Origin of the sequence: Streptomyces spongiicola (assembly GCF_003122365.1) — a bacterium.
In the GTDB taxonomy this organism is placed as follows: Bacteria; Actinomycetota; Actinomycetes; order Streptomycetales; family Streptomycetaceae; genus Streptomyces; species Streptomyces spongiicola.
This window is the reverse complement of the sequence record NZ_CP029254.1, coordinates 1,466,120-1,481,012: the sequence shown is the minus strand read 5'-3', so window position 1 is coordinate 1,481,012 and position 14,893 is coordinate 1,466,120. Positions and strand designations below refer to the sequence as shown.

10 protein-coding genes are annotated in these 14,893 nt (G+C 72.9%); 8 read left to right on the top strand and 2 right to left on the bottom strand.

What is annotated here, in order from left to right:
* Positions 1-145: 145 nt before the first annotated feature.
* The 5 genes from leuS (at position 146) to DDQ41_RS06425 (ending at position 9,243) form a co-directional block, all read left to right on the top strand.
* Positions 146-3,037 (top strand): leucine--tRNA ligase, encoded by a 2,892-nt coding sequence (leuS, locus tag DDQ41_RS06450; RefSeq protein WP_109293611.1) that lies wholly within the window; start codon positions 146-148, stop codon positions 3,035-3,037.
* A 247-nt stretch (positions 3,038-3,284) separates the two neighbouring features.
* The gene (locus DDQ41_RS06445) at positions 3,285-4,073 is read left to right on the top strand and encodes a hypothetical protein (protein ID WP_109293610.1); all 789 of its coding nucleotides are present in this window, start codon (positions 3,285-3,287) and stop codon (positions 4,071-4,073) included.
* Between the two features lie 197 nt (positions 4,074-4,270).
* Positions 4,271-5,116 carry a DegV family protein gene (locus tag DDQ41_RS06440; protein ID WP_109293609.1) on the top strand — a complete coding sequence of 282 codons (846 nt, stop codon included), beginning with the start codon at positions 4,271-4,273 and terminating at the stop codon, positions 5,114-5,116.
* Positions 5,117-6,064: 948 nt separating this feature from the next.
* Positions 6,065-6,733, top strand: a complete 669-nt coding sequence (locus DDQ41_RS32875) for a ComEA family DNA-binding protein (RefSeq protein WP_316681489.1) — start codon at positions 6,065-6,067, stop codon at positions 6,731-6,733.
* Positions 6,730-9,243: a ComEC/Rec2 family competence protein gene (locus DDQ41_RS06425; RefSeq protein WP_109293606.1), complete on the top strand. Its 2,514-nt coding sequence runs from the start codon at positions 6,730-6,732 to the stop codon at positions 9,241-9,243. Before DDQ41_RS32875 ends, DDQ41_RS06425 begins: the two co-directional genes overlap by 4 nt.
* Before the next feature lie 9 nt (positions 9,244-9,252).
* Here the strand turns inward: DDQ41_RS06425 and DDQ41_RS06420 are convergent, their stop codons facing one another.
* Positions 9,253-9,708 (bottom strand): pyridoxamine 5'-phosphate oxidase family protein, encoded by a 456-nt coding sequence (locus DDQ41_RS06420; protein WP_109293605.1) that lies wholly within the window; start codon positions 9,706-9,708, stop codon positions 9,253-9,255.
* A gap of 374 nt (positions 9,709-10,082) precedes the next feature.
* Here DDQ41_RS06420 and DDQ41_RS06415 point away from each other — a divergent pair, with 374 nt between their 5' ends.
* Positions 10,083-10,328: a hypothetical protein gene (locus tag DDQ41_RS06415; RefSeq protein WP_109297574.1), complete on the top strand. Its 246-nt coding sequence runs from the start codon at positions 10,083-10,085 to the stop codon at positions 10,326-10,328.
* A 232-nt stretch (positions 10,329-10,560) separates the two neighbouring features.
* On the top strand, positions 10,561-11,547 hold the full coding sequence (gene holA, locus DDQ41_RS06405; protein WP_109293604.1) for a DNA polymerase III subunit delta: 987 nt from the start codon (positions 10,561-10,563) through the stop codon (positions 11,545-11,547).
* A gap of 658 nt (positions 11,548-12,205) precedes the next feature.
* Here the strand turns inward: holA and rpsT are convergent.
* Positions 12,206-12,472, bottom strand: a complete 267-nt coding sequence (rpsT, locus tag DDQ41_RS06400) for a 30S ribosomal protein S20 (protein ID WP_109293603.1) — start codon at positions 12,470-12,472, stop codon at positions 12,206-12,208.
* A gap of 281 nt (positions 12,473-12,753) precedes the next feature.
* On the opposite strand from rpsT, the gene lepA reads away from it, so the two are divergent.
* A complete protein-coding gene (gene lepA, locus DDQ41_RS06395; RefSeq protein WP_109293602.1) occupies positions 12,754-14,625 on the top strand; it encodes a translation elongation factor 4 in 1,872 nt (623 codons plus the stop codon).
* Positions 14,626-14,893 lie beyond the last annotated feature (268 nt).

Below are 14,893 nucleotides of genomic sequence, written 5' to 3'. Positions count from 1 at the left end.
GTACGCCTTCTGCTTAGCGGGCCGCGCTGATCAGTCCCGGCCGGTGACCATCCGGCCGGATTCGGCGCGGCGTCCCCTCCTGTGCGAGGGGCTTTTTCGTTTCAGGCAATCGCAGGCAGAGACGATCGATGGAGCTTTAAGGATCATGAGCGAGAAGAATTCCTCCCCTGTGGCCTCCGGCACGGATGGGGCCACCTCCGCGGAGGCGGCCGCACCCCACCGCTACACGGCGGCCGCGGCCGCCGACATCGAGGCGCGCTGGCAGGACTTCTGGGACGCCGACGGCACGTATGAGGCGCCCAATCCGAGCGGTGATCTGGCCGGCGACGCCGGCGTCGTGGCACGGCCCAAGAAGTTCATCATGGACATGTTCCCGTACCCCTCGGGCGCGGGACTGCACGTCGGCCATCCGCTGGGCTACATCGCCACCGACGCCTACGCCCGGTACCAGCGGATGACCGGCCACAACGTGCTGCACACCCTGGGCTTCGACGCCTTCGGCCTGCCCGCCGAGCAGTACGCGGTCCAGACGGGCACGCACCCGCGGGTGTCCACCGAGGCCAACATCGAGAACATGAAGGCCCAGCTTCGCCGGCTGGGGCTCGGCCACGACAGGCGCCGCTCGTTCGCGACGATCGACCCGGACTACTACAAGTGGACGCAGTGGATCTTCCTGCGGATCTTCGGCTCCTGGTACGACGAGGCCGCGGGGAAGGCCCGTCCGATCGAGGACCTGGCCGCGCAGTTCGAGAGCGGTGAGCGCGCCACCCCGTCCGGGCGCCCCTGGAGTGAGCTGAGCGCCGTCGAGCGCGCCGACGTCCTGAGCGGCCACCGCCTGGCGTACGCCTCGGACTCACCGGTCAACTGGTGCCCCGGGCTGGGCACCGTGCTGGCCAACGAGGAGGTCACCGCCGAGGGTCGCTCCGAGCGCGGCAACTTCCCGGTCTTCAAGGCCAACCTGCGGCAGTGGAACATGCGCATCACCGCCTACGCCGACCGGCTGCTGGACGACCTCGACGCGCTGGACTGGCCCGAGGCCATCAAGTTGCAGCAGCGCAACTGGATCGGCCGCAGCGAGGGCGCACGCGTCGACTTCCCCGTCGACGGCCACGACCACGCCCGGGTCACCGTCTTCACCACCCGGCCCGACACCGTGTTCGGCGCCACCTACATGGTGCTGGCGCCCGAGCACGACCTGATCGACTCGGTCCTGCCCGCCGAGTGGCCCGAGGACGCCCGGGGCAGGGACGCCTGGACCGGCGGTGCGGCCACCCCCGCCGAGGCCGTCGCCGAGTACCGCAAGCAGGCCCAGACCAAGAGCGACGTCGAGCGCCAGACCGAGCACAAGGCCAAGACCGGCGTGTTCACCGGCGCCTACGCCGTGAACCCCGTCACCGGAGCCCGTATCCCGGTCTTCGTGGCCGACTACGTGCTGATGGGCTACGGCACCGGTGCGATCATGGCCGTCCCCGGCCAGGACGAGCGCGACTGGGAGTTCGCCGAGGCGTTCGGCCTGCCCATCGTCCGCACCGTGCGCCCCCCGGAGGGCTGGGAGGGCGAGGCGTTCACCGGCCAGGGCCCGGCGATCAACTCCTCGAACGACGAGATCTCGCTGGACGGCCTGGAGGTGGCCGAGGCCAAGGCGAAGATCACCGAATGGCTGGTGGCCAAGGGCGTCGGCGAGGCGACCGTCAACTTCCGGCTGCGTGACTGGCTGTTCAGCCGGCAGCGCTACTGGGGCGAGCCGTTCCCGATCGTCTACGACGAGGACGGCGTGGCCCACGCGCTGCCCGAGTCGATGCTGCCGCTGGAACTCCCGGAGGTCGACGACTACTCGCCGCGCACGTTCGACCCGGACGACGCCGACACCCGGCCCGAAACCCCCCTGTCGCGCAACGCGGAGTGGGTCGAGGTGGAGCTGGACCTGGGCGACGGGGTCAAGCGGTACCGCCGCGAGACCAACACCATGCCGAACTGGGCCGGTTCCTGCTGGTACGAGCTGCGCTACCTGGACCCGCACAACGCCGACCGGCTGGTCGACCCGGCGATCGAACGGTACTGGATGGGCCCCCGCGAGGGGCAGCCGCACGGCGGTGTCGACCTGTACGTGGGCGGCGCCGAGCACGCCGTACTGCACCTGCTGTACGCCCGCTTCTGGTCCAAGGTGCTGTACGACCTGGGGCACGTCTCGTCCAGCGAGCCGTTCCACAAGCTCTACAACCAGGGCATGATCCAGGCGCATGTCTACCGGGACGCCCGCGGCTTCCCGGTGCCCGCCGCCGAGGTCGAGGAGCGCGACGGCGGGTACGTCCACGGCGGCGAGCCCGTCCGGCGCGAGCTGGGCAAGATGGGCAAGTCCCTGAAGAACGCGGTCACCCCGGACGAGATCGCCGCCGAGTACGGTGCCGACACCCTGCGCCTGTACGAGATGGCGATGGGCCCCCTGGACGTCTCCCGCCCCTGGGACACGCGCGCCGTCGTCGGCCAGTACCGGCTGCTCCAGCGGCTGTGGCGCAACGTCGTCGACGAGACGACCGGCGAGGTCACCGTCGTGGACGCGGAGCCGGACGAGGCCACCCTGCGTGCCCTGCACAAGACCGTCGACGGTGTCCGCCAGGACATGGAGGCGATGCGCTTCAACACCGCCATCGCCAAGATCACCGAGCTGAACAACCACCTGACCAGGACGGGCGGCCCGGTCGCCCGCTCGGTGGCGGAGCGCCTGGTGCTGCTGATCGCCCCGCTGGCCCCGCACATCGGCGAGGAGCTGTGGCGCCGGCTGGGCCACTCGGGCTCGGTCGTGCACCAGGACTTCCCGGTGGCGGACCCCGCCTACGTCGTGGACGAGACCGTGACCTGCGTCGTGCAGGTCAAGGGCAAGGTCAAGGCCCGCCTGGAGGTCTCCCCGTCGATCGGTGACGCGGAACTGGAGGCGCTGGCCGTGGACGACCCGGCCGTAGTGGCCGCGCTGGGCGGCGCGGAGGTCCGCAAGGTGATCGTGCGGGCGCCGAAGCTGGTGAACATCGTCCCGGCGTAGCCGGCCCCGCCCTGGGCCGGGGCCCTGAGCGAGGCCCGGCCCTGGGCCGCGGGGCCTCGCTCACGGCCCGGGGCCCCTGCGCCTGGGCCGGGACCCGGCAGAACCCCGGGTCCCGGCCCTGATCTTTCCCCTACGGGCAGGTTGGGGGTTCCACCGGAACCCCCGCCCGGCCCGCTCCGTATACCGTGGAAGCACACTCCGCACACCACTCGGAGACACACCCCGCACACCACCCGGAGGGGCGCCCATGGAAACCGTCATCCTGATCCTGGCGCTGCTCTTCGCCGCCTTCGTGGCCCTCGGGGTGTACGCGGGAGTGAAGGCGGTCGGCGCGGCCAAGCGAGGGGTGGACCGCACGATCAGCCAGGCGCGGCGCACCGTCGAGGACACGACGCTGCGGGCCAGGAGCCTCGGGCAGGTCGGCGTGGCCGGCGAACTCGCCCAGCTGAGGCTCCGCCTGCGCACGTCGATGAAGGCCACACAGGACGCCCTGCGCGCCGGGGCGGCCGAGGACGCGTCGCTGCGGGAGTCGATCGGCCTCTTCGAGCGGCTCAGCGTGCACGGGCGGGAGCTGGACGAGGAACTCCGGAGGCTGGAGCGCGAGCCGGACCGCGGCCGGACCGCGGAACGGCTGCCGCAGCTGCGTGAGCGGGTCGAGCGGATCACCCACTCCGCGGAGTCCCTCCGCTGGGCGGCCCGGGACCGTGCGCGATCCTTCGCCGAAGACGACCTGGAGTCCCTGGCCGCCCAGATCGACGTCGAGGCGGGAGCGCTGCGCGACTGGTCGCGCGGCGAACCGGTGTGGCCCGGGCCCGCAGCGGAGCCCGCTCAGCCGACGGCGGCACAGGAGCCCTGGGCGCCCTCGGCGCCGGCATCGCGACCTTCGCCGCCCGCGGGGGGCCGGGACGAGCGGGAACCGGGTGACCCGGGGCCCGGGACGGGCGCCCAGGAGCCTCGGGCGATCCCGGCGCGGGATCCGCGCCTTTCGACGGGGTACTCCTGGGACAAGACCACGCGCCCGGAGCCCACGAACTAGTCGGCGGGGCCGGCGGGGCGGCCGCGGGGCGGCGGAGGCCGCGGCCCACGTGGTCCGGCGGGCGCCGGGTGCTCCCCGCCGGACAGCGGGGTCGCGCCTGACGGAGCCCGTCCGCGATACGGAAGCGAGGGGCGGGGCCGGGCCGAGGGGCGGGCCCGGGCTCCCGTGCGGCGACCGCTGCGGGTAACCTCCCGCTCATGTCCCGCCATGTCGCGATCGTCACCGATTCCACGGCCTACCTGCCGCCGCAGACGATGGAGTCGCATGGAATCACCGCGGTACCACTGACCGTCGTGCTCGGGAACCAGGCGCTCGAGGAGGGTACCGAGATCTCGGCCCGATCCCTCGCGCAGGCACTCCAGAAGCGCCGCGCCGTGACCACGTCCAGGCCGAGCCCGGAGACCTTCGCCGCCGCCTACCGGGCCGCCGCGGAGGCCGGCGCGACCGCCGTCGTCTCGCTGCACCTGTCCTCGGAGTTCTCCGGTACCCATGACGCGGCGGTGCTGGCGGCCGCGGGGGCGCCCGTCCCGGTGCGTGTGGTGGACACCGGCATGGTGGCGATGGCACTGGGGTTCTGCGCGCTCGCCGCGGCCGAGGCGCTGGACTCCGGCGGCTCCCTCGACGAGGCGGTCGCGGCCGCCGAGAAGCGGGCCGCGGGCACGTCCGCCTTCTTCTACGTCGACACCCTCGACTATCTGCGCCGGGGCGGCCGGATCGGCGCCGCTCAGGCGCTGTTCGGATCCGCGCTCGCGGTGAAGCCGCTGCTGCAGCTCGAAGGCGGCCGGATCGAACTCAAGGAGAAGGTGCGTACGGCCTCCAAGGCGATCGCCCGCCTCGAGGAGATCGCGGCGGAGTGCGCCGGTACCGGCCCGGTGGACATCGCGGTGCACCATCTCGCCGCGCCGGAACGGGCGTCCGCCCTGGCCGAGCGGCTGCGGATGCGGCTGCCGAACCTGTGCGAGCTGCACGTCAGCGAGGTGGGCGCGGTGATCGGCGCGCACACGGGCCCCGGGTTGCTGGGGGCCGTGGTCGCGGCGAGGTGAGGGCGCGCGGTCCCGGCGGGGGCGGGGGCCGGGGCCGGGTCCGGGGTTCTGCGGGAGGGGGCACACCGAGCGGGGATCCGGACCGGGGCGGCACCTGGGGCCGGATCCCGGCCGGTGGCCGTGCGGGCCCTGCTGGTTCGGCGGTGCTGGGGTGCTGGGGTGCTGGGGTCGAGCGGTGCGGTGCGGCGTTGCGGTCGAAGTGCCGTCGTGGTGAGGGCTCTGACGACGTGGCGCCGAGGGTGCCCTCCGCGTTGTGAGGGGAGATGCCCTCGCGTGTGGGAGACGGGGCGCGGTCCCCCCGCTGGTGTGAGGTGCGGGGCGGCCCTGCCGAGCGGTGTTTCCCGGTCGAATGGACACATCGTTCACTCCGGAGAGTGGCGGAGTTTTCCACAAAGGTCACGTTCTCCACCGGAATCGATGCTGCTCAGCAGGGTCGTGCGGCACTGCCTAACGTCGGGTCCCATGACTCACCGATCACGCTCCGCGACGAGCGGCCCGGGCCGTGCTCCCGCCTCGGACGGCCGTGCCCGTCACCGCCGGCAGCGCTTGCGGCCGGGGAAGGGTCCGGTGCCGGCCTCGTCCACCGCATCCCCGGTCCCGCACACGGCACCGTCGTCGGCCGTGAGGTCGCGGGCCCAAGCCCTCTTCCCGACGTCGGACACGCCCCGCACGGGGACCGGACCGCCGCCAGGACATCTCCGGGAGCCGACCGCCGGGCCGGTACCGGTACCGGTACCGGCACCGGCACCGGTGCGGGTACGGGGCCGGGCGGCCGCCGGGTCGGACGAGATGGGGGAGTCCGCCGCTTCGCCGGAGCGGGGGCGTCGCCGGGCCGCGCCACCGCCCGGCTCGAGCGATCCGTCACAGCTGTCACGGCTGCCACGGCTGTCACCGCCGGCGCGGCCGACCGGCATCGGGCTTTCGCTGCGTGAGCGGACACGGCTGGCCGTGGGGGAGCGTTTGCCGTCGTGGGTGCGGCTGCGCTGCGGGCTGGCGCCGAGGACGCTGGCCGCCCTCGTGGTGGTCCTGGTCCTCGGGGTGGCCTTCGCCGTGCAGCACTTCCGGGTCGGCCGACCGGAGCCGGTGCCCGCGCCGCAGTTGGCCGGGAGCACACCTCCCGCGCCGGAGGCGGCCGCGCCGGGGCCTTCGCCGGGCCCACCGCCCACGCGGGAGCCCACCGGGCGCATCGTCGTCGATGTGAGCGGCAAGGTCCTGCGCCCGGGCGTCCTCCACCTCCCGGCGGGGGCACGGGTCGCCGACGCGCTGCGGGCGGCGGGCGGGGTCAGGGCCGGCACCGACCTCGCCGGCCTCAACCGGGCGCGGGTGCTCGTGGACGGCGAGCAGGTGGCCGTGGGCGTCCCGCAGGCTCCCGGCGGGCCTGCTCCGGGACCGCAGGGGCCGGCGGGCGGGGGTGTTCCGGGCGGAGGGCCGCTCAGCCTCAGCACCGCCACGGTGGAGCAACTCGACACCCTGCCGGGCGTGGGCCCGGTGCTCGCCCGGCACATCGTGGACTACCGAGCAGAGCACGGCGGCTTCCGCTCGGTCGGCGAACTCCGCGAGGTGAAGGGCATCGGGGACCGCCGGTTCGAGGAGCTGCAACCGCTGGTGCGGCCATGACCATGACCGCAGCGGGTGTCCCCGAGGCCGAGCCACGGCCGGAGGCGGCCGATGTCCTGGAGGAACGCCCGGCCGATCTGCGTCTGGTGCTGCCCGCGCTCGCCGCCTGGGGCGCCGCGGCTGCCGGTCTGACGGCTCGGCCGCCCTGGCCGGGTGCGACGGTGCTGGGCTGCCTCGCGGCAGCGGGCGCGCTGCTGCTGCCCCTGACCGTCGGGGCGGCGCGCCGCCGCCCCTGGAATGGCGCCGGCAACAGGGTCGCCGCCGCCGCGGTGCTGCTGTGCACAGCCGCCGGCACGGCCGCCGGCGCACTGCGCGGCGCGGACCTGTACCGGGGGCCGGTGCCCGAGGCGGCGGGCAAGTACGGCTCGATCACGGCAGAGTTGACCGTCGTCACCGATCCGCGCACGACCCGCCCTCGGACATGGGGTGATCGTGCGGCACAGCCGGCCGTCCTGCTGGAGGCACAGGTCGTCCGGGTCAGCACTGCGCACGGGGAGCCGGTGGCCACCAGGGCGCCGGTGCTGGTGATCGTCCGGCCCGGGGCGGCGGCCGGCGCATGGCTGGAGCTGCTGCCGTCGACGCGGCTCACGCTCTCCGCCCGGGCCGAGCCGCCGCCGGAGGGGGAGGGCCGGTTCGCGGCCGTACTACGGGCCGGAGGCACGGGACCGCCCCGGATCACGGGGCCGCCGACCACGGCGCAGCGCGTGGCGGGGGACCTGCGCGCGGGGCTGAGGCAGGCCACCGACGGACTGCCACCGGACGCACGTGCCCTCCTTCCGGGGCTCGTCGTCGGCGACACCTCCCGCATCGGGACCGAACTGCAGGAGGCGTTCAAGGCGACGGATCTCACTCATCTGCTGGCCGTCTCCGGAAGCAACCTGGCGATCGTCCTGTTCCTGCTCATCGGCCCACCGGGAAGGGCACTGAGGGCGGAACGGGGCGGTCTGGCTCCCCGGTTGGGTATCTCACTGCGTGCGACCGCGCTGTTCGGCGGCGCGCTCACGCTGGGGTTCGTGGTGGTGTGCCGGCCGGAACCGAGCGTGCTGCGCGCCGCGGCGTGCGGGGCGATCACTCTCCTGGCCATCGGCACCGGGCGGAGCAGATCGCTGCTCCCGGCCCTGGCGGCGGCCGTGCTGCTGCTGGTGCTGTGGGACCCCTGGTCGGCCCGTACCTTCGGGTTCCTGCTCTCCGTGCTGGCCACGGGTTCACTCCTCACCCTTGCCCCGCGCTGGAGCACCGGCCTGCGGCAGCGCGGAGTGCCGGCTCGATGCGCGGGGGCACTCGCCGCTGCCGCCGCGGCGCAGGCGGTGTGCGCACCGGTCGTGGTCGTGTTCGCCGAGCGGATCAGTCTCGTGGCGATCCCCTGCGGTCTCCTCGCCGAGCCTGCCGTGGCGCCCGCCACGGTGCTCGGGTTCGCGGCGCTCGCCGCCGCACCCGTCTCGACGGCGGCCGCCGAACTGCTGGCACGCTGTGCCGGCTGGCCGGTCCAGTGGATCGCCGGAGTCGCCCGTACCGGCGCCGGTCTCCCCGGCGCACAGGCCGAGTGGCCCGGTGGCTGGTGGGGCGCGCTGCTGCTGGCCGCGGTCACCGCTGCGGGGGTGCTGATGGTGCGCCGCCTGCTCCGGGGCCCCTGGCCCGCCGTGGGATGCGCCCTCCTCCTCGTCCTCGTGGTGCTGCGGCCGCCTTCGCTGACCAGGATCGTCACCGGATGGCCGCCGCCTGACTGGTCGTTCGCCGTGTGCGACGTCGGCCAGGGCGACGCCGCGGTTCTGGCTGCGGGTAAGGGGACGGCCGTGGTGGTGGACGCCGGCCCCGACCCGGCGCTGACCGACCGATGCCTCCACGAACTGGGCGTCAGGAGGGTGCCTCTGCTCCTGCTGACCCACTTTCACGCCGATCATGTGGCGGGGCTGCCCGGCGCCCTGCGGGGCAGAAGCGTCGGCGCCATCCAGACGACCGGCCTCGAAGAGCCGCGCGACCAGGCCGAGTTCGTGCACCGGACCGCGGAGGCCGCCGGTGTGCCGCTGATCCGTCCAGGACCGGGGGAGCGACGGCGTGTGGGAGGCCTCACCTGGCAGGTGCTCTGGCCCGTGCCCGGGACGGGAACCGGCACTAATCCTTCGGAGCCCAACGACGCGAGCGTCACCCTGCTCGCGCGGACGGAAGCGGGTGTGTCGCTGCTGCTCCTCGGGGATCTGGAACCCCCCGCGCAGCAGGGGCTGATGAGGGCCCATCCGGCCCTCCCACGCGTCGACGTGCTCAAGGTCGCGCACCACGGGTCGGCCTTCCAGCATCCGGCTCTGCTCGCGGCGGCCCGGCCTCGGCTGGCGCTCATCTCCTGCGGCCGGGGCAACCCGTACGGGCATCCGTCGGCCCGGACGGTCGCCGCTCTGCGGTCCCAGGGCGCCTTGGTGCTGCGTACCGACAGGGACGGGGCGATCGCGGTCATGGGCTCTGGAGGAGATCTGCGAGCAGTAGCACGCGGCTCCCGGACTTCGAGGGCGTCATGAACGGCTCCGTCAGTCCAGCCACTGTCCGCCGCGCATCAGCAGACGGCCCGACTGCTCGTTCTCCTCCCGCCAGGCCTTGACCGTGTGAGGGATGATCCGGAGGAAGACGCACTGGGCCCCGTCGCGCGGGTCCCAACCGAGCTTCGCCGAGAACGCACGGGCGGAGTCGGCCGCCAGGGCGTCGCATTCCACGATCTCGGCGGTGCCGGACAGGTGCACGACGTCAGTGGCCGGGCCGACGGTGACGACGGCCTCGCCGCGCGGTGTCAGATTGCGGGCGGTCACGGTGTCGCGCCGGGTGCACATCAGCAGGGTGCCCCGGTCCCACAGGAACCACAGCGGCACGAGTGCGGGCCTGCCGTTCGCCGATGAGGTGGCGACCCAGGCATCACGGTCCTGCGTCAGTCGGCTGAGGGTGTCCTTCCTACGCTGCGCACGGTTGCGGACCGGCTCGGGGCTCGTCATGACCTGAGAGCGTACGCCGCGGGTGCGTTCCGGCACGTCGGGCAGCGGACGGAGGCGGCTCCGCCCGACGTCCTAGGACCTGTGACGTATGGCGGGTGCGGTCAGCGCCTGCGGCAGGGACCGCACCCGCGAACACAGCGAGGCCTTCCCCGCGGCAAGGCGGCCTCCCGGCCGGAGGCCGTGGGCACTGTCCCCCGCCGCATCGGGGCCGACCGCCCCGGCCCGGGCCGACTCGGAGGTGCCGCGAGCCCCTTGGCAGGGGCCGGCGCGGTCCGTGCCGGGGGAACACCGCGACGCCCCCGGGGCACCGCTCGCCTCTCCTCGCCGCCGCCGGGACGGCAGGGCGCTCGCCGGGAGCGCGGCACAATGTGGCGGTGAGTGATGTGAGACATGTGCTCGTCCTGCCGGACCGTGACGCCGCAGAAGAGGTCCTCGAGGCGATCGGGGATCGCTTCGGCGTGGACGACGAGCCCCGGCTGGTGCGCGACGCCCTGGCGGGGGAGGACGATGCGGAGGACGCACAGTGGCTCGTGGTCGTCGAGGACCCGGAAGCCAGGCTGAGCCCCGCCGAACTGGACGACTTCGTGGCCGGCTGGGACGGCTGGCGGGAGGAACTCTAGCGGCTCCGGCAGCCCGCCCGTCGAACACCCGTCGAACGTCTGCGTACCGTGCGCGTACCTACCGTTCGAGGACTGCGTTCCGGGGCCGGGAGGGGCTTGCTTCGCCCCGGTGCCGGTGCCGGTGCCGGTTCCGGGGCAGGGGCGGCGAGCGCCGGACTGGGCCGTCGGTGCCGGCACAGCGAGCGCCGGGCAGGGGCCTCGGTGTCGGTGGCCCGTGGGATGCTGGACCGCGATGGCCACCAGGAAGAACACCGACGACGACCCCCTCGCCCCCGTCACGATCGCGGTGGGCCAGGAGGATCTGCTGCTTGACCGTGCCGTGCAGCAGGTGGTGGCGGCCTCCCGGGCCGCCGACGCCGACACGGACGTCCGGGATCTCACCCCCGACCAACTCCAGCCCGGCACGCTCGCCGAGCTGACGAGCCCCTCGCTCTTCGCCGAACGCAAGGTCGTCGTCGTCCGGAGCGCGCAGGACCTCTCCGCGGACACGGTCAAGGACGTCAAGGCCCACCTCTCCGCACCGGTCGACGAGATCACGCTGGTTCTGCTGCACGCGGGCGGCGCGAAGGGGAAGGGACTGCTCGACGCGGCACGCAAGGCGGGCGCGCGCGAGGTGGCCTGCCCCAAGACGACGAAGCCGGCCGAGCGACTGAACTTCGTGCGCTCCGAGTTCCGCACGCTGGGACGGTCCGCGACCCCCGAGGCATGCCAGGCCCTCGTCGACGCCATCGGCAGCGACCTCCGGGAGCTGGCGAGCGCCGTCTCGCAACTGGTCGCGGATGTCGAGGGCACGGTCGACGAGGCCGTCGTCGGCCGCTACCACACCGGTCGTGCGGAGGCGTCCAGCTTCACCGTGGCCGATCGAGCGGTCGAGGGACGTGCGGCTGAGGCGCTGGAGGCACTGCGCTGGTCGCTGTCGACCGGTGTCGCGCCCGTCCTCATCACCAGCGCGCTGGCGCAGGGGGTACGGGCGATCGGCAAGCTGTCGTCGGCCCGTGGCGGCCGCCCGGCGGATCTCGCGCGCGAACTCGGCATGCCGCCGTGGAAGATCGACCGTGTCCGCCAGCAGATGCGCGGCTGGACGCCGGACGGCGTGGCCCTCGCCCTGCGCGCCGTGGCGGAGGCGGACGCCGGGGTGAAGGGAGGCGGTGACGACCCGGAGTACGCGTTGGAGAAGGCGGTGGTGACGATCGCCCGCGCGGCCCGCCTGCGCCGCTGACCCTCCCCGGCGCGGCCCGCCCGCCCTGTCCCCGCGCCATGCGCGTTCAGGCTCGGGCCGGCTCATGCCCGCCCTCGTGGCCCCGTCCCCGTGACCGGTCCTCGTGACCCGTCCTCTTGGCCCAGTCCCGGCAGGTTCCTCTGGCCGGTCCTTCCGGGTCCCGGCCGCGCGCCCTCCCCGTACCCGCCCTCTCCGTACCTCCGTGTTCCGCCCTCTCCGTATCTCCGTTCTCCGCCCTCTCTGCCGTCGCCGCTCCCGCCCTGCTCTCCGTGCCCTGCTGCTTCCCGGCCTCACGCCCCCGCTGCCCGGTGCCGCCATGTCCGTACCCCGGAAGCCGCCGCCCGCGGCCGCCGCCACCTCACGCCGGGTCCGACCGGGTGCTCGGCCCCGAGCCCGCGGTCGGACGCAAACGCGAAGACCCCGCCCTCCCGAACCGGGGAGGAACGGGGAAGCGGGGTCTTCGGGTCCGGCCGGGGCCGGGAAAGCCGTTGGATTCGCACCCGCGTGGCGAACGCAGGCCGCGTGCGAATCCGGGGTGCCGGGGTCCGGGGACGGATGAGAGAGGGCCCGTCTGGTCCGGTCCGGCGGTCAAGTCGTCCGGCGGGTCACCCCCAGGGGGGCGGCTGCCGGAGGTCCCGGGGGCACCCGGGGCGGGAGCTCAGCCCTGGAGGGAGGCAACCTTGGACGCCAGCGCCGACTTCTTGTTGGCGGCGGCGTTCTTGTGGATGACACCCTTGGAGACGGCCTTGTCGAGCTTGCGGGACGCCTCGCGGGTGGCCACGGTGGCCTTCTCGACGTCGCCGGCGGCGACAGCCTCACGGGCCTTGCGGATCGCGGTCTTGAGCGAGGACTTGACGGCCTTGTTGCGCAGGCGCGCCTTCTCGTTCGTCTTGTTCCGCTTGATCTGGGACTTGATGTTCGCCACGAAAGAGCCTTTTCAGGATTGACGGTCTTTGAAGGCGTGCCCCTCACCCACGACCTTCCGGGACGGCCTTCCGAGGACACGGCTCTTCCGAGCGCATGACCCTTCCGGGCGTGGGAGGTGCCTCCGGAGAGGACACGCGAGACACAGCTGGCCAGCCTACCAGTGCCGCTCCGGCCGGCCCAAACCGGGCGCAGCCCCGCAGCCGTGGGAGCATGGAGGCTGCGTATCGATCCGACATCGACCCGAGACGAGCGCTCGGCGCTCAAGAATCAGGACCCTGCGTGCCCGCGACCCCTCCCCATGTGCCCGAGCCGAGCCGTACGGACCCGGCGCTGATCCGCAACTTCTGCATCATCGCGCACATCGACCACGGCAAGTCGACGCTTGCCGACCGGATGCTCCAGCTGACCGGTGTGGTCGAGCAGCGGCAGATGCGCGCCCAGTACCTGGACCGCATGGACATCGAGCGTGAGCGCGGCATCACGATCAAGTCCCAGGCGGTGCGTCTGCCCTGGGCGCCCACCACGGGCGACGAGCAGGGCCGTACCCACATCCTCAACATGATCGACACTCCGGGCCACGTCGACTTCACCTATGAGGTGTCCCGGTCGCTGGCCGCGTGCGAGGGCACGATCCTGCTGGTGGACGCGGCACAGGGCATCGAGGCGCAGACCCTCGCCAACCTCTATCTGGCGATGGAGAACGAACTCACCATCGTCCCGGTGCTCAACAAGATCGACCTGCCGGCCGCGCAGCCGGAGAAGTTCTCCGAGGAGCTCGCCAACCTCATCGGGTGCGATCCCTCGGACGTCCTGCGGGTCTCGGCCAAGACGGGCACGGGTGTGGAAGCCCTGCTGGACCGGGTGGTGCGGGAGGTGCCGGCCCCGGTCGGCGTCAAGGACGCCCCCGCCCGCGCGATGATCTTCGATTCGGTGTACGACTCCTACCGGGGCGTCGTCACCTATGTACGTGTCGTGGACGGCCAGCTCAACAGGCGCGAGCGGATCCGGATGATGTCCACCGGCGCGACCCATGAGCTGCTGGAGATCGGTACCAACTCCCCGGAGATGCTGGCGGCCGACGGCCTCGGCGTGGGCGAGGTCGGCTACCTGATCACCGGTGTGAAGGACGTCCGCCAGTCGAAGGTCGGCGACACCATCACCCAGCAGACCAAGGGCGCCACCGAGGCTCTCGGCGGCTACAAGGACCCGAAGCCGATGGTGTTCTCGGGCCTCTACCCGCTCGACGGGTCGGACTACCCCGAGCTGCGCGACGCGCTCGACAAGTTGCAGCTCAACGACGCCGCGCTGGTCTACGAGCCGGAGACGAGCGCCGCCCTGGGCTTCGGCTTCCGCGTCGGCTTCCTCGGACTGCTCCACCTCGACGTCATCCGGGAGCGCCTGGAGCGCGAGTTCGGCCTGGACCTGATCGCGACCGCTCCGAACGTGGTCTACCGGGTGGTCATGGAGGACGGCACCGAGCACACCGTCACCAACCCGAGCGAGTTCCCCGAGGGCAAGATCTCCGACGTCCACGAGCCGGTCGTGCGCGCGACGATCCTGGCGCCGAGCGAGTTCATCGGATCGATCATGGAGCTCTGCCAGAGCCGCCGCGGCGTGATGCTCGGCATGGACTACCTCTCCGAGGACCGGGTGGAGATCCGGTACACCCTTCCCCTCGCCGAGATCGTCTTCGACTTCTTCGACCAGCTGAAGTCCAAGACCCGCGGTTACGCCTCCCTGGACTACGAGCCCACCGGCGAGCAGGACGCCCAGCTGGTGAAGGTGGACATCCTGCTGCACGGCGACAAGGTCGACGCCTTCTCGGCCATCACCCACCGGGACCAGGCGTACGCGTACGGCGTCCGGCTCGTCGCCAAGCTCAAGGAGCTCATCCCGCGCCAGGCCTTCGAGGTGCCGGTCCAGGCGGCCATCGGCTCCCGCGTCATCGCCCGCGAGACGATCCGGGCCATCCGCAAGGACGTGCTCGCCAAGTGCTACGGCGGTGACATCTCCCGAAAGCGGAAGCTGCTGGAGAAGCAGAAGGAAGGCAAGAAGCGGATGAAGATGGTCGGCTCGGTGGAGGTGCCGCAGGAGGCGTTCATCGCCGTGCTGTCGAGTGACGACTCCGCGGGCGGCAAGGCGAAGAAGTAGCGGGCGGCAAGGCTCGGAGGTAGCGGGCGGCAAGGCTGAGAAAGAGGGAGAAGCGGGAAGAGGCAGTGCGGGGGTAGCGCGAAAGCACCAGTCGCCCCCGCTCGTCCGAGGCGCCCCGACGGGCCCGTGTACCCCCGGTACACGGGCCCGTTCGTTATCAAGCGGCAGCCTGCGGCCCCTTACGCGGCGCAGCGCGGCGCTCTACCCTGATCAGGCCCGAGGGTTACTCGCGAGTTAAACAACTGTGACCAGTGGGGCAATCAGCCAG

Bases quoted from the DNA above. Each gene is read 5' to 3' on its own strand.
- leuS (WP_109293611.1), top strand. From the start codon at position 146: ATGAGCGAGAAGAATTCCTCCCCTGTGGCCTCCGGCACGGATGGGGCC.
- DDQ41_RS06445 (WP_109293610.1), top strand. From the start codon at position 3,285: ATGGAAACCGTCATCCTGATCCTGGCGCTGCTCTTCGCCGCCTTCGTG.
- DDQ41_RS06440 (WP_109293609.1), top strand. From the start codon at position 4,271: ATGTCCCGCCATGTCGCGATCGTCACCGATTCCACGGCCTACCTGCCG.
- DDQ41_RS06425 (WP_109293606.1), top strand. From the start codon at position 6,730: ATGACCATGACCGCAGCGGGTGTCCCCGAGGCCGAGCCACGGCCGGAG.
- DDQ41_RS06420 (WP_109293605.1), bottom strand. From the start codon at position 9,708: ATGACGAGCCCCGAGCCGGTCCGCAACCGTGCGCAGCGTAGGAAGGAC.
- holA (WP_109293604.1), top strand. From the start codon at position 10,561: ATGGCCACCAGGAAGAACACCGACGACGACCCCCTCGCCCCCGTCACG.